General features: G+C 68.2%; 12 protein-coding genes. 7 read left to right on the forward strand and 5 right to left on the reverse strand.

The genetic code is table 11. The annotated features are described in order from the left end of the window. Positions 1–18 precede the first annotated feature (18 nt). From DTS01S_RS14085 to msrA, 5 genes are all read right to left on the reverse strand, one after another. Complete coding sequence (locus DTS01S_RS14085; protein ID WP_016451719.1) at positions 19–2,217, reverse strand: TonB-dependent receptor domain-containing protein; 2,199 nt, start codon at positions 2,215–2,217, stop codon at positions 19–21. Positions 2,218–2,453: 236 nt separating this feature from the next. After that, on the reverse strand, positions 2,454–2,822 hold the full coding sequence (locus DTS01S_RS14090) for a hypothetical protein (protein WP_223275282.1): 369 nt from the start codon (positions 2,820–2,822) through the stop codon (positions 2,454–2,456). A 209-nt stretch (positions 2,823–3,031) separates the two neighbouring features. After that, complete coding sequence (locus tag DTS01S_RS14095) at positions 3,032–3,352, reverse strand: hypothetical protein (protein ID WP_046987381.1); 321 nt, start codon at positions 3,350–3,352, stop codon at positions 3,032–3,034. Positions 3,353–3,400: 48 nt separating this feature from the next. After that, positions 3,401–3,856 carry a transcriptional repressor gene (locus tag DTS01S_RS14100; RefSeq protein WP_016447083.1) on the reverse strand — a complete coding sequence of 152 codons (456 nt, stop codon included), beginning with the start codon at positions 3,854–3,856 and terminating at the stop codon, positions 3,401–3,403. Between the two features lie 148 nt (positions 3,857–4,004). Further along, on the reverse strand, positions 4,005–4,541 hold the full coding sequence (gene msrA / locus DTS01S_RS14105) for a peptide-methionine (S)-S-oxide reductase MsrA (RefSeq protein ID WP_016447084.1): 537 nt from the start codon (positions 4,539–4,541) through the stop codon (positions 4,005–4,007). A gap of 145 nt (positions 4,542–4,686) precedes the next feature. Here msrA and DTS01S_RS14110 point away from each other — a divergent pair, with 145 nt between their 5' ends. The 7 genes from DTS01S_RS14110 to DTS01S_RS14140 all read left to right on the forward strand — a co-directional run bounded on the left by DTS01S_RS14110 (position 4,687) and on the right by DTS01S_RS14140 (position 13,623). Continuing rightward, positions 4,687–5,385 (forward strand): TetR/AcrR family transcriptional regulator, encoded by a 699-nt coding sequence (locus DTS01S_RS14110; RefSeq protein WP_061287918.1) that lies wholly within the window; start codon positions 4,687–4,689, stop codon positions 5,383–5,385. Further along, positions 5,382–6,629, forward strand: a complete 1,248-nt coding sequence (locus DTS01S_RS14115; protein WP_061287919.1) for an efflux RND transporter periplasmic adaptor subunit — start codon at positions 5,382–5,384, stop codon at positions 6,627–6,629. The genes DTS01S_RS14110 and DTS01S_RS14115 overlap by 4 nt, the downstream gene beginning before the upstream one ends. Positions 6,630–6,631: 2 nt before the next feature. Beyond that, positions 6,632–9,859: an efflux RND transporter permease subunit gene (locus DTS01S_RS14120; RefSeq protein ID WP_061287920.1), complete on the forward strand. Its 3,228-nt coding sequence runs from the start codon at positions 6,632–6,634 to the stop codon at positions 9,857–9,859. 43 nt (positions 9,860–9,902) lie between these two features. Next, entirely contained in the window at positions 9,903–10,613 is a 711-nt protein-coding gene (locus DTS01S_RS14125; RefSeq protein ID WP_016447088.1) for a protein-L-isoaspartate O-methyltransferase family protein, read from the forward strand. Positions 10,614–10,690: 77 nt separating this feature from the next. Next, positions 10,691–11,038: a rhodanese-like domain-containing protein gene (locus DTS01S_RS14130; RefSeq protein ID WP_016447089.1), complete on the forward strand. Its 348-nt coding sequence runs from the start codon at positions 10,691–10,693 to the stop codon at positions 11,036–11,038. Positions 11,039–11,125: 87 nt separating this feature from the next. Next, entirely contained in the window at positions 11,126–12,580 is a 1,455-nt protein-coding gene (locus DTS01S_RS14135; RefSeq protein ID WP_016451715.1) for a TolC family outer membrane protein, read from the forward strand. Positions 12,581–12,945: 365 nt separating this feature from the next. Then, a complete protein-coding gene (locus DTS01S_RS14140) occupies positions 12,946–13,623 on the forward strand; it encodes a response regulator (RefSeq protein WP_013802240.1) in 678 nt (225 codons plus the stop codon). Position 13,624: the final 1 nt, after the last annotated feature.

Below are 13,624 nucleotides of genomic sequence, written 5' to 3' on the forward strand. Positions count from 1 at the left end.
CAGCGCGGGCAACCCGCCTTAGAACGACACCTTGACGCCCACGGTGATATTGCGCCCCATCAGCGGCGCAGCGTTCTTGATGAACGATGTGTGGGCGAAGGCCAGGCGGTTGGTCAGGTTGTTGCCCTTGATGAAGAACTGCCAGGGCGTGCCACCCGAGGTGCGCAGCGTGTAACTGGCCGAGAGGTTGAGCATGCCGTAGCCGTCCGTCTCGGTCTCGTAGGCGGTGACGCGGTTCTGGCGCAGCACCTGCACCCACTCGGCCTGGGCATCCCAGCCCTTGTAGAAGGTGTCCACGCGCAGGCCTACGCGCGCCGCGGGAATGCGCGGCAAGGCGGAGCCGTCTTCCAGCCGCGCACGCACGGCGTCACCGAACAGGGTCACGCCCCACTGGCGCGACAGCTTCTGGCGCACCTGGCCCTCCACGCCGGTGAAGCGTGCGTCGGCCTGGGTGTATTGCAGCAGTTGCAGGCCGTCATGCTCGTCCAGCGTGGCGCCGTAGATGTAGCCCTTGACGCGATGGTGGAAGGCATTGACGCTGAACGTGGTATCCCCCGAGGTCTTGCGCAGGCCTATGTCCAGCGCCTGCGAGCGTTCGCGCTTGAGGTCGGCATTGCCGCGCTCGTAGGTGGAAGTCGCCATATGCAGGCCGTTGGCGTACAGCTCCTCGGCCGTGGGCAGGCGGTTGCCCTGCGTCAGCGAGGCCGACAGGCTGTAGCCCGGGGTGAACTTCCACACCGAGCCCAGCGAGAACGATGTGCCGCTGTGGCTGCGCGAGATGCCGCTTTGCTGGGCATCCACGGTCTGGCGCTCATGGCGCAGCGCAGCCTGCCAGCGCCAGTCCTGCCAGCGGTATTCCTCCAGCAGGTAGATGCTGTTGCGGCGGGTTTCGGTGGGCTGCACATAGGCCTCCTCCCCCTCGGCGCTGAACTTGCGCTGCACGGTCTGCAGGCCGATGACGCCGCGCCAGCCGGCGATGGGCTCCAGCTCGGCCTCCACGCGCAGGTCATGGGCGCGGTTCTTGAAGGTGGTCGAGACCTGGCCGTCCTCGATCTCGTCATGGCGGTAGTCGGTCCAGCCGCCGCGCACGCGCAACGCCGCAATGCCTGCCGTCGGATTGCGCCATTCGCCGCGCAGATCCCAGCGCTCGCTGTTGAGGTCGACCACCGGCACGCTGCCATGGTCGTGATCGTGTTCTTCGTCGCCATGGTCATGTCCGTCCTCGTCGCCGTGGTCATGGCCGCCGCAGTGCAGATGGTCGCCATGGGTGTGGCAGCCCTCGAAGCTGTGGTTGTGGCCCGGCAGGCCATAGCGCGCGGTCTGGCGCGTGTAGGCCAGGCCCAGGTAGCCTTGCGTGCCGATCCAGGACAGGCCCAGGCTGCCCGTATCCGTGCGGTTGAAGCTGCCGCCCACGCGCCCCTGCGACTGGCCGTTGGGCGCCCAGCCGCTGCCCACGCGGTAGTCGCCGGCATCGCGCGCCATGCCCTCGGCATGGATGGCCAACTGGCCCGCGCCGCCCGTCAGCGAGAACGCGCCGGCCGTCTCGCCCGCGCCCGTGCTGCCGCGCAGCTGGGCCGAGCCCGTGATGCCGTTCTTGGGAATGGACGTGGGGATCTTGTCGTCCAGGATGTTGACCACGCCGCCCATGGCACCGCCGCCGCCGTAGATCAGCGCCGAAGGGCCGCGCAGCACTTCGATCTGCGTGGCCAGCATGGGCTCGCTGGCCACGGCATGGTCGGGGCTGATGGTGGAGGCGTCATGCAGCTCCGAGCCATCGCTGAGGATCTGCACGCGCGGGCCGTCCATGCCGCGGATGATGGGGCGGCTTGCGCCCGCACCGAAATGGCTGGCGTGGATGCCGGGCTCGCCGTCCAGCGTCTCGCCCAGCGTGGCGGCCTGGCGCAGCGTCAGCACATCGCCTTCCAGCACCGTGGCTGGCGTGGACATATCGGCCGAGGTCAGGCCCAGGCCGCTGGCCTTGACCGTCACCTCATTGAGCACAGGCGTGTCGCTGCGCGGGGCATCCGCCTGGGCGCCGGTGGCAGTTCCGGGCGCGGCGGCGACTCCAGCCTCCGCAGGCTCTGCTGCCATGGCCAGCCCTGCCATCGCGGGGCCGAGCACGCCCGCCAGCAGCAGTTGCTGCAGCAGCGGGCGCAGCTTCATCCTCTCCCCCTGCACCTTGGCGTCCTGGTGGTATTGCTTTGTTGTCACTCTCATCACTGGTCTTCCCGGCAGCGGCCGGCCACGGCCCGGGGACGTGGGAATGCGGGCGCTGCAAAAAATGGCGTCGGAAACGGACAACCGGGGTGCGCCATGCAGGCGCACGCAGCCATCCGATCGGATATGCATTCAGGATCTGTCCAACCTGGGCACAGCGCCTCTTGCGTGCAATGCAGGAAGGCGCGCGCAAACAGCTTCAATGGGCGGGCGCATGCAGCGCCGCCGCCCAAGGTTCAAGCCGCCAGGCGGGCAGTGATGGGATGCGGGGGACCACGCGCATCGAAGAAAGCCGCCAGCACGCGGCCATCGCGCACGATGGGCGGCTGGGCGGGCTCGGCCTGTTCGCCCCAGAAAGGCGGCAGCGCCACGGCGGGCGGTGGCCCCGCCATGCCTTCGTGCAACTGGTCCAGCAGTTGGCAGTCCGCCGGGCCGTGGCCCGAGAACAGCGCATGCACCCAGTCGACGGGTGCAGCGCAGGAGGTGGCCACCACCTCGACCGGGCCATGGGCCGTGGCCGAGGCCAGGCCGCCAGCATGCACCACACGGTGCATCTGGCCCAGCAACGGCGCCAGTGCGATGGACCAGACCAGCAACCAGGCCAAAAGCCAACCCCGATTCGGCACGGCACCGCGCAACGCAAGCCGTGAGGCGGGCGCAGGCGAGTGGCGACTCGGGAGTTTGAAGGGCATGGATGAATCAGGAGCGGGTCAGGCAGCGCAGAGTGTATGCGCCAATTGGCGGGGCAGGTTCCAGCATCCCGTCACAAAGACGGGCGACTGCTCACAGCAGTGCACGGCGGGCAATGCCGCGCTCAATGCGCATGGCGCATGCCGCAGAACTTGCCCAGCGCCAGGCCCTTGCAGTCGGCCTGCAGCTGCTTGTGGCATTGCGCATGGTCACGCCCTGCCGCCAGACACTGTGCGGCGGCCTCGTGGGCCTTGGCCATCGAGCGGTGGCGCTCCATGTCGGCACGGGCATGGGCATCCAGTTGCACCGAGCCACCCTGTGCCTTGGCGTCCGCCGGGGTCTTGGCATGGTCATGGTCTTGGCCGTGATCGTGCGCCTGGGCCGCAGCGGCCAGAAAGACAGCGGCCAGGATCAGGGAAACGGAACGGAAGGGGGAAAAAGTCATGCGAGATCCTGAAGGGCTATGCAAGAGAAAAAGGGGAAGACGGCCACCTCACACGGACGGATCATTCCGGGAGTGCCCGGTGCCGCTGCAGACCTGGCACCGCCCCGTCACCGACACATCGATGGCCTGGCCCTGCAGGCCGCTGGCTGCCAGCGCCTGCCGCAATTGCAGCAAGGCGGCCTGCAGTTGCTCACCGCCCCCGCCTGCCTCGCCGCCCAGACGAAAGGCGCTGTGGCAATCAGCACACTCGAAGTGCGCAGCGGCGTCGCCTTCGCAGGCCGCGCCCTGAAGGGGCCTGCCGTACCGGGCCACGCGTGCCGCATCCACGCTGCGGCGCAACACGCCGGCTGCGGCCAGCCGGTCCAGCAGCCGGTAGACGGTGACGCGGTTGACCTGCACGCCCTGGGCATGCAGGGCGGCTTCCACATCCGCCTCGCTCAACAGCGCATCGGCGCGCGCCTCCCACAGCGCCAGCACGGCCCGCGTGGCGCGGGTCGAACGCATGCCGCAAGGCAAGAGCAAGGGGGAGGGAGTCGGCGATGACATGGGCAATGCAAGAGCGGGCTGCAGAGCGCGACAGGACACCGTTATCGCAACCGGGTTGCATTATGCCCGCAAATCACAACCGCTTACACAACCCGCCCACCTGGGCTCATTGCTTGACCCAGCGCGCAAAGGCACCCCGGAATTTCTGCACCTTGGGCCCCACCACGAAGGCGCAGTAGCCCTGGCTGGGATGGTTCAGGAAGTAGTCCTGGTGATAGTCCTCTGCGGGCCAGTAGCTGGCCAGGGGCTGGACCTCGGTCACGATGGGAGCGTCATACGCGCCCGCCTGGGCCAGCTCGGAGATCAGCGTACGTGCGACCTCCGCCTGATGGTCATTCGTGGTGTAGATCGCGCTGCGGTACTGCGTGCCCACGTCGTTGCCCTGGCGGTTGAGCGTGGTCGGATCGTGCGTGCCGAAGAACACGGTCAACAGGTCGCGCAGCGGAATCACCGCAGGGTCGAACTGCACGCGGATGACCTCGGCATGGCCGGTCTGCCCGGTGCAGATGTCTTCGTAGCTGGGATCGTCCAGATCGCCGTTGGCGTAGCCGCTTTGCACGTCGCTCACGCCGCGCACGCGGTCGAAAACGGCTTCGGTGCACCAGAAACAGCCGCCGCCCAGATAAATGGTTTCAGTCGTCATATGCGCCTTTTCTGTGAGAAATCGAAAAAATGACCACACGCAATGCATGCAGGCCGTTGCGCCTACAGGTTAGCCCATGCACAAGCCAGGTGACGACGAACGGTTCTGCGGTTACGATAACTAACCCATCAGTCATTAATTTTCCGTGACCGACTCCCCCGCCTCTTCACCCGCCCCCACCGAGCCCTCCGGAAAGCGCAGCCGCCGCAAGCACGAGCGTCCGGGCGAGCTGCTGGAAGCCGCGCTCGACCTCTTCGTGGAAAAGGGCTACGCCGCCACCCGCGTCGAAGAGGTCGCCGCCCGGGCCGGGGTTTCCAAGGGCACGCTGTTCCTCTATTTCGCGAGCAAGCAGGAGCTTTTCAAGGCCGTGGTGCGCCACAGCATCGCGGGCCGCTTCGGCGAGTGGAGCGAGGAACTCGACAACTACTGCGCACCGTCCACCGATCTGCTGCGCTACTGCTTCAAGTCCTGGTGGGAGCGCATCGGCAGCACCAAGGCGTCGGGCATCACCAAGCTCATGCTCAGCGAGGCGGGCAATTTTCCCGAGCTGTCGCAGTTCTATCACCAGGAGGTGGTTCTTCCAGGCCATGAACTGATCCGGCGCATCCTGCAGCGCGGCGTGGAGCGTGGCGAGTTCCGGCCCATGGATCTGGACCTGTCCGTGCACTGCGTGGTCGCCCCGATGATGTTCCTGATGATCTGGAAGCATTCACTGGGCGGCTGCCTGCCGCACGGCGACTTCGATCCCGAGCGGTTTCTGGAATCCCAGATCGACTACCTGCTGCATGGCATGTGCCAGCCCCTTGCAGCCACCTCACCACCCTCCTCCCCGCCCACACCATGAAGCGTCGCACCGGCTGGCTGATCGGCCTGGCCTTAATGATCGCCATCGGCGCCAGCGCATGGCGCGCCGCATCCACCCGGCACAGCAAGCAGGCCGCCATTGCCGCGGCCACCCAGCCGCGCGAGATGCCGGTGCGCGTGGGCCCGCAGGAGGTGGTGCAGCTGCAGCCGCGCCAGTTGCAATTGACCGTGCCCGTCAGCGGCGTGGTGCAGGCCGTGCGCAGCGCCGTGGTCAAGGCCTATGTGGCCGGCGAGCTGCGCGGCCTGCAGGTGCGCGAGGGCGACAGCGTGCGCAAGGGCCAGGAACTGGCCCGCGTGGACGCCACCGAGGTCGAGGCCCGCTGGCGGCAGGCCCGCCAGCAGGCCGACGCGGCCCAGGCGCAGCTGCAGCTGGCCCAGCGCCAGCACGACAACAACCAGGCCCTGGTCACCCAGGGCTTCATCTCGACCACGGCACTGGCCACGTCCCAATCCAATCTTGACGCCGCCCGCGCCAACCTGGCCGCCGCCCAGGCAGCCGCCGATGTGGCACGCAAGAGCGTGACCGACAGCGTGCTGCGCAGCCCCATGGACGGGCAGGTCGCCCAGCGTCTGGTGCAGGACGGCGAGCGCGTGGGCGTGGAAACGCGGGTGCTGGAGATCGTCGATCCCTCCGAGCTCGAGGTGGTGGCCCAGCTCGCGCCCGCCGATTCGGTGCGTGTGCAGGTCGGCCAGCAGGCCCTGTTGCAGGTCCAGGGCGCGGGCGACGATGTGGCCGCCGTGCCCGCGCGCGTGGTACGCATCAACCCCAGCGCCCAGGCAGGTTCGCGCAGCGTGGCCGTCTATCTGCGTGTGCAGGCTGCACCGGTCAACGCAGGCGCCGCCGGCAGATCCATCCCCATCGTGCGCCCGGGCCTGTACCTGCAGGGCAGCATTGTCACGGGGCAGACCGAACAGCTGGCCGTGCCCCTGACCGCCGTGCGCACCGACCAGCCCCAACCCTATGTGCAGCTGCTGCAGCCTGCGGACGAGTCCGAAGCGGACAAGAGCCTGCTGCGCGTGCAGCACCGCCCGGTCACGCTGGGCAGCCAGAGCGCGCAGGATGGGGCCACCTGGATTGCCGTATCCACCGGCCTGCAGGCCGGTGACAGGGTACTGGCCGGCAGTGTGGGCGGCCTGCGCGCGGGCACGGCGGTGCAGATGCAGCCGTCGCAGCAGATGCAAGCGCCGCAGACCCAGGCTGCGCCGGCCCCCGGAGCCCGCTGACCATGTGGTTCACGCGCGTCAGCCTGGCCAACCCTGTGTTCGCCACCATGCTCATGCTGGCCCTCATGGTGCTGGGTGTGTTTTCCTACCAGCGACTCAAGGTGGACCAGTTCCCGAATGTGGACTTCCCCGTGGTCGTGGTCACGGTGGACTATCCGGGCGCCTCGCCCGAGATCGTGGAGTCCGAGGTCACCAAGAAGATCGAGGAAGGCGTCAACTCCATTGCCGGCATCAACGCGCTGACCTCGCGCAGCTATGAAAGCACCAGCGTCGTCATCATCGAATTCCAGTTGCATGTCGATGGCCGCCGCGCTGCCGAAGACGTGCGCGAGAAGGTGGCCTCGGTGCGCCCCACCCTGCGCGACGAGGTCAAGGAGCCGCGCGTGCTGCGCTTCGATCCGGCCAGCTCGCCCATCTGGTCCGTGGCCGTGCTGCCCCAGGCCGATGCCGGCGCCAAGGCGCCCGATGCCGTCGCGCTGACCAGCTGGGCCGACCAGGTCCTCAAGAAGCGGCTGGAGAACGTGCGCGGCGTGGGCGCCGTCAACCTGGTGGGCGCCACGCCGCGCGAAATCAACATCTACCTGCAGCCCGAGGCGCTGGAAGCCTATGCCATCACGCCCGACCAGATCGTGAACGCCGTGCGTAGCGAGAACCAGGACCTGCCGCTGGGCGCCATCCGCTCGCGCGAGCAGGAGCGCGTGGTGCAGATCGACGCACGCATGAAGCGCCCGCAGGACTTCGAGCGCATCATCGTCGCCCAGCGCGGCGGCGCTCCCGTGCGGCTGGGCCAGCTGGCCCGCGTGCAGGACGGCGCGGGCGAACTGGAAACCGTGGCCCTGTACAACAGCAGCCGCACACTGCTGCTGTCCGTGCAGAAGGCCCAGGACGAGAACACCATCGAAGTCGTGGACGGCCTGAACGCCACGCTGCGCGAGATCGCCGCCGAAGTGCCGGCCGGCGTGCGGCTGGAGCCGATTGCCGACAGCGCCCGCCCCATCCGCGTGGCCGTCAACAACGTGCGCCAGACGCTGATCGAGGGCGCGGCACTGACGGTGCTCATCGTCTTCCTGTTCCTGAACTCCTGGCGCTCCACGGTGATCACGGGGCTGACGCTGCCCATTGCGCTGATCGGCACCTTTTTGTTCATGTACTGGTTCGGCTTCTCGATCAACATGATCACGCTGATGGCGCTGTCGCTGTGCGTGGGCCTGCTGATCGACGACGCCATCGTGGTGCGCGAGAACATCGTGCGCCATGTGCAGATGGGCAAGGACGCGCATGCCGCCGCGCTCGACGGCACGCAGGAGATCGGCCTGGCCGTGCTGGCCACCACGCTGTCCATCGTGGCGGTGTTCCTGCCCATCGGCTTCATGGGCGGCATCATCGGCAAGTTCTTCCACGAATTCGGCATCACGATCGTGGCGGCCGTGATGATCTCCATGTTCGTGAGCTTCACGCTGGACCCCATGCTGTCCAGCGTCTGGCACGACCCGACCATCCACGCCCATGGCGAGCAGCGCGGCCGCAGCCTCTACGACCGCACGCTGGGCCGGGTCACGGCTTGGTTCGAGCGCGCCACCGACTCGCTGTCCCACTTCTACCAGGACGTGCTGGGCTGGGCGCTGCGCCACAAGATCGCCACGCTGGCGGCGGCGCTGGCCATCTTCGTGGCCAGCATCTTCCTGGTGCCGCTGCTGGGCACGGAATTCGTGCCCAAGGCCGATTTCTCCGAGACCACGGTGAGCTTCAACACGCCCGTGGGCTCGTCCATCGAGGCCACCGAGGCCAAGGCACGCCAGGTCGATGCCATCATCCGCGCCCTGCCCGAGGTCCGCTACACGCTGGCCACCATCAACACCGGCACGGCCCAGGGCAAGATATACGCTAGCATCTACATCCGCCTGCTGGACCGCCATTTGCGCCAGCGCAGCGGTGACGAACTGTCGGGCGTGCTGCGCGAGCAGTTGCAAAGCGTGCCCGGCATCACCGTCACCCATGTGGGCCAGCGCGAGCCCGTGGGCGGGCAAAAACAGGTCGAATTCTCGCTGCAGGGCCCGGACCTGGGCGAGCTGGAGCGCCTGAACCGCGTGGTGATGGAACGCCTGCGCGGCATTTCCGGACTGGTGGACCTGGACAGCAGCCTCAAGCCCGACAAGCCCGTGATCGACATCACCGTGCGGCGCGATGCGGCCGCCGACCTGGGCCTGTCGGTAGGCTCCATGGCCGCCGCGCTGCGCACCTGGGTGGCCGGCCAGACCGTGGGCAACTGGCGCGCCAGCGACGACCAGACCTATGACGTCAAGGTGCGCCTGGCGCCCGAATCGCGCAGCACGCCCCAGGACCTGGAGCGCCTGCCCTTCGCCCTGCCCTCCACCTCCGGCGACGGCAACATGCGCATCGTGCGGCTGAACCAGGTGGCCACCGTCACGCCCGGCACCGGCCCCAGCCAGATCAACCGCCGCGACATGACGCGCGAGGTCGCCTTCAGCGGCAACGTCTACCTGCGCTCCAGCGGCGAGGTCTCGGCCGACATCCGCAAGGCCTTGGCCGACATCGCCCTGCCGCCCGGCTACCGCACGCAGTTCAGCGGCGCCACCAAGAGCATGAACGAGTCCTTCGGCTATGCCGTGTCCGCCCTGGCGCTGGCCATCATCTTCATCTACATGATCCTGGCCAGCCAGTTCAAGAGCTTCCTGCAGCCGCTGGCGCTGATGACCTCGCTGCCGCTGACGCTGATCGGCGTGGTGCTGGCGCTGATGATGTTCGGCTCGGCCCTGTCCATGTTCTCCATCATCGGCGTGGTCATGCTCATGGGACTGGTCACCAAGAACGCCATCTTGCTGGTGGACTTCGCCATCCGTGCGCGCGGGCCGCACAGCGACCCGGACACCGGCCAGATCCGCGACGGCCTGCCGCGCGAGCAGGCCCTGTTGCTGGCGGCGCGCGTGCGGCTGCGCCCCATCCTGATGACCACGCTGGCCATGATCTTCGGCATGGTGCCCCTGGCCTTCGCGCTCAGCGAGGGCTCCGAGCAGCGTGCGCCCATGGGCCAGTCGGTGATCGGCGGCGTGGTGACTTCCTCCCTGCTGACCCTGGTGGTCGTGCCCGTGGTCTATTGCTACCTCGACGACTTCTCCCAGTGGCTGCGGCGTCTGTGGAACGGCAACCAGCACGATGCGGCCCCCGGCCAAGGCGCCGCCAGCGCCCCCACCCTGCCGCGAGACTCGTAGAATCAAAGGTTTGTCCTGACAAGTCTTTCTCCGGAGATACCCCATGAGCCTGCCCCTGAACAGCCTGCCCGAACACCACAGCGCCCAAGCGCACGCGCGCTACAACATGATCGAGCAACAGATCCGCCCCTGGAACGTGCTTGATGAAGAAGTGCTGGCGCTGCTGGGCAAGGTGCACCGCGAGAATTTCGTGCCGCCCGAGCATGCCGGCCTGGCCTTCATGGACCTGGAAATCCCCCTGGTCGCCCCGGCCGAGGAAGCCGCCGCCAAGGGCTGGTGCATGCTGGCCCCGCGCATCGAGGCGCGCATGCTGCAGGACCTGAAGATCAAGCCCACCGACCGCGTGCTGGAAATCGGCGCCGGCTCGGGCTATATGGCCGCCCTGCTGGCCGCCCAGGCCAAGGAAGTCGTGACGCTGGAAATCGTGCCCGAGCTGGCCGAGATGGCCCGCGAAAACCTGCTGGGCGCAGGCATCACCAATGCCGAGGTCAAGCTGGCCGATGGCGCCACGGCAGCGGCTGCCCTGGGCCAGTTCGACGCCATCGTGCTCAGCGGCTCGGTGGCCCAGGTGCCGCAGGCCCTGCTGGCCCAGCTCAACGACGGCGGCCGCCTGGCAGCCATCGTCGGCCAGCTGCCCATGATGCGTTTCACGCTGGTGCGCAAGAACGGCCACCAGTTCGAGACGAGCCAGCCCTGGGACGTGGTGACCGCCCGCCTGGCCAACTTCGAAGAGCCCTCGCGCTTCACGTTCTGAAACCCGCTGCAGCGGCCGATGCCCGCAGGACCATGGCCGCTGCCGCAACCCCATTCCATTCCGCAAGGATCTTTCCGATGCTTCCCCAAGTGCCTCCCGCGCAACTCAACGATTGGCTGACCCAGCACTCCAGCGGCTCCGATGCCCTGCCCCTGGTGCTGGACGTGCGCGAGCCCTGGGAAGTGGCCCAGGCCAGCGTACGCCCCGAGGGCTTCGAGCTGCGCTGCATCCCCATGGGCGAGATTCCCTCGCGCCTGCAGGAACTCGATCCGGATCACCCCACAGCCTGCCTGTGCCATCACGGCGCACGCAGCATGCATGTCGCTGCCTTCCTGATGAACAACGGCTTCGAGACCGTGGCCAATATCAGCGGAGGCATCGATGCCTGGTCGCGCGAGCGCGACCCAGGCGTGCCGCGCTACTGAGCGGCAAGACGCAAAAGAAGCCCGGGACACGGCCAACCCGCCGTCCCCGGTGCTTCGTGACGACTGTGTTTTGATTCGAGGACCTCTATGCCCCTGCTTCGGCCCCTTGCCCCTGTCGCTTACGCCCCGCCCCGCCCACACGCCTGGCCCCTTCGCCAGATCGCCTTGCTGCTGTGTGCCTGCGGCATGGGGACCGCTCTGGCCCAGTCCACCGTCCCTGCCGCCCCGGCCTCGGGCTTGCCCGCCGTGACAGCCTCATCGGCCACGGGCCAGAGCCTGTCGGAGTTGGTCGCCAAGGCACGCGGCTACGACGCCCAGTGGCAGGCCCAGCAGGCCGACGCCCAGGCCGCCGCCAGCCGTGCCGAGCAGGCGCGCTCGGGCCTTCTGCCCAGCGTGGGCCTGCAGGCGGGCGCCAACACATCGCATGTGGAAGTCAGCGTGCTGCCGGGGAGCTTTCGCTCGCCCCAGCAGAACCTGCAGCTCAGCGCCCAGCAGCCGCTGTACCGCCCGGCCAACAAGATCGCCTACGACCAGGGCCAGCGCGGCGTGGACGTGGCGCGCGCCCAGTTGGACAGCGGCGAGCAGAACCTGCTGGTTCGCGTGGCCCAGGCCTACTTCGATGTCCTGGGTGCCCAGGACAGCCTGGCCGTGGTCAAGGCACAGAAGGCCGCCATTGCACAGCAGCTGGAATTCGCCAAGCGCAACTTCGAGGTCGGCACGGCCACCATCACCGACTCGCGCGAAGCCCAGGCCCGGTTCGACCTGGCCGGTGCCCAGGAAATCGCCGCCGAGAACGATCTGCGCGTCAAGCGCCTGGTGCTGGACCAGATCGTCGGCGCCGTGGGCACCGTGCCCCGCCCGCTGGCCCAGCCGCTGCAGTTGCCGGCCCTGATGCCCGCCGATGCCCAGGCCTGGGTGGACACCGCCCTGCAAGGCCAGCCCCAGCTGCGCCAGGCCCGCCTGGCGCTGGACATCGCCCAGCTGGAAACGAAGAAAGCCGAGGCCGGCCACAAGCCCACCGTGGACCTGCAGGCCGGCTACGTGGTCAACCGCTATCCCAACGGTTCGGTCACCCCGCAGATCGGCACCAGCTACCGCACCAATGCCGCCAGCGTGGGCGTGGTCATGAACCTGCCGCTGTTCGCCGGCTTTGCCGTGCAAAACCGCATCAAGGAAACCCTGGCGCTGGAAGACAAGGCGCGCGCACAGCTGGACGACGCCCAGCGCAACGTGGAGCAGAGCACGCGCACGGCCTTCTTCGGCGTGCAGTCGGGCCAGGCCCAGGTCAAGGCGCTGGAGGCCGCGCTGGCGTCCAGCCAAAGCGCGCTGGACGCCAACAAGCTCGGCTACGAGGTCGGCGTGCGCATCAACATCGACGTGCTCAACGCGCAAAGCCAGCTCTACCAGACCCAGCGCGACCTGGCCCTGGCGCGCTACCAGGTGCTGCTGGGCCAGCTCAAGCTGCGCCAGGCCGCCGGCACGCTCAGCGACGACGACCTGCGCGCCATCGATGCGCTGTCGCTCCGCGCGCCAGCCCCTTGAATCCCTGAAGCGCCCGCACGGCCGGCAGTGCCCCGGGCTGATGCCCGGCCGCCGTGGGCCGCGCGCCTGGCGCCGCAGCCCTGTGCTCTGGCAAAGCCGAGGCACGTAAACCCGCCACGACCAGCATCCAGGCAGCCAGCGCGCACAGCGCCGCCAGGCGGCTCAGCAAGGAACAGCGGGAGAGTCTTGGCATGCGCGCCTTCTTCGGAGTTGTCGAGCGGGCCACTGTGGCAAACCCGCCTGAAGACCTGCCCTGGCTTTCCTGAAGGGATGCTGAAGCGCATCGTCCCCGCCTTGACCGATACTCGCGGCAGCCCTCCCGCAGGCGCCGGTCCGCGGCATGGGAGCGGCACAGGGAACACACGATGAGACTGCTGCTGGTGGAGGACGATCTGGATCTGGGCAATGGCGTGCGCATCGCATTGGGCGATCACGCCATGGACGTGGTCTGGGTGCGCCGCCTGTCCGATGCGCTGCGCACGCTGGAGCAGCAAAGCTTCGAGATGGTGTTGCTGGACCTGGGCCTGCCCGATGGCGACGGCATCAGCCTGCTCACGCGCCTGCGCCGCGAATGGCGCCGCCTGCCCGTGCTGATCCTGAGCGCACGCGACAGCCTGCATGACCGGCTGCACGGCCTGGACAGCGGCGCCGATGACTATCTGGTCAAGCCCTTTGCCCTGGCCGAACTGGTGTCACGCGTGCGCGCCCTGGCGCGCCGCAGCTATGGGCAGGGCGACGGAACGCTTCATCTGCGCGGCCTGTCGCTGCACGAGCCCACGCGCCGTGTCAGCGTTGCAGGCCAGAACGTCGAGCTGTCCCGCTGCGAATTCGACCTGCTGGCCCTGCTGCTGCGGCGCATGGACCGCGTGGTCACGCGCAGCGGCATCGAGGAGGAAGTCATCCCGGGAGGCAGCGCCAACGGCAGCAATGCGCTGGAGGTCCATGTCTCCAACCTGCGCCGCAAGATCGGGCCGGGCTTCATACGCACGGTGCGCGGCATTGGCTATGTCATCGACTCGCAGCCGATGGCTCCCCTGTCCTGAC

Origin of the sequence: Delftia tsuruhatensis NBRC 16741 (assembly GCF_001571325.1) — a bacterium.
GTDB lineage: Bacteria > Pseudomonadota > Gammaproteobacteria > Burkholderiales > Burkholderiaceae_C > Comamonas > Comamonas tsuruhatensis.

Excerpts from the sequence above, each read along its gene's own strand:
- DTS01S_RS14120 (WP_061287920.1), top strand. The coding sequence starts at position 6,632 with ATGTGGTTCACGCGCGTCAGCCTGGCCAACCCTGTGTTCGCCACCATG.
- DTS01S_RS14140 (WP_013802240.1), top strand. The coding sequence starts at position 12,946 with ATGAGACTGCTGCTGGTGGAGGACGATCTGGATCTGGGCAATGGCGTG.
- DTS01S_RS14115 (WP_061287919.1), top strand. The coding sequence starts at position 5,382 with ATGAAGCGTCGCACCGGCTGGCTGATCGGCCTGGCCTTAATGATCGCC.
- DTS01S_RS14100 (WP_016447083.1), bottom strand. The coding sequence starts at position 3,856 with ATGCGTTCGACCCGCGCCACGCGGGCCGTGCTGGCGCTGTGGGAGGCG.
- msrA (WP_016447084.1), bottom strand. The coding sequence starts at position 4,541 with ATGACGACTGAAACCATTTATCTGGGCGGCGGCTGTTTCTGGTGCACC.
- DTS01S_RS14095 (WP_046987381.1), bottom strand. The coding sequence starts at position 3,352 with ATGACTTTTTCCCCCTTCCGTTCCGTTTCCCTGATCCTGGCCGCTGTC.
- DTS01S_RS14130 (WP_016447089.1), top strand. The coding sequence starts at position 10,691 with ATGCTTCCCCAAGTGCCTCCCGCGCAACTCAACGATTGGCTGACCCAG.
- DTS01S_RS14135 (WP_016451715.1), top strand. The coding sequence starts at position 11,126 with ATGCCCCTGCTTCGGCCCCTTGCCCCTGTCGCTTACGCCCCGCCCCGC.
- DTS01S_RS14085 (WP_016451719.1), bottom strand. The coding sequence starts at position 2,217 with ATGAGAGTGACAACAAAGCAATACCACCAGGACGCCAAGGTGCAGGGG.
- DTS01S_RS14125 (WP_016447088.1), top strand. The coding sequence starts at position 9,903 with ATGAGCCTGCCCCTGAACAGCCTGCCCGAACACCACAGCGCCCAAGCG.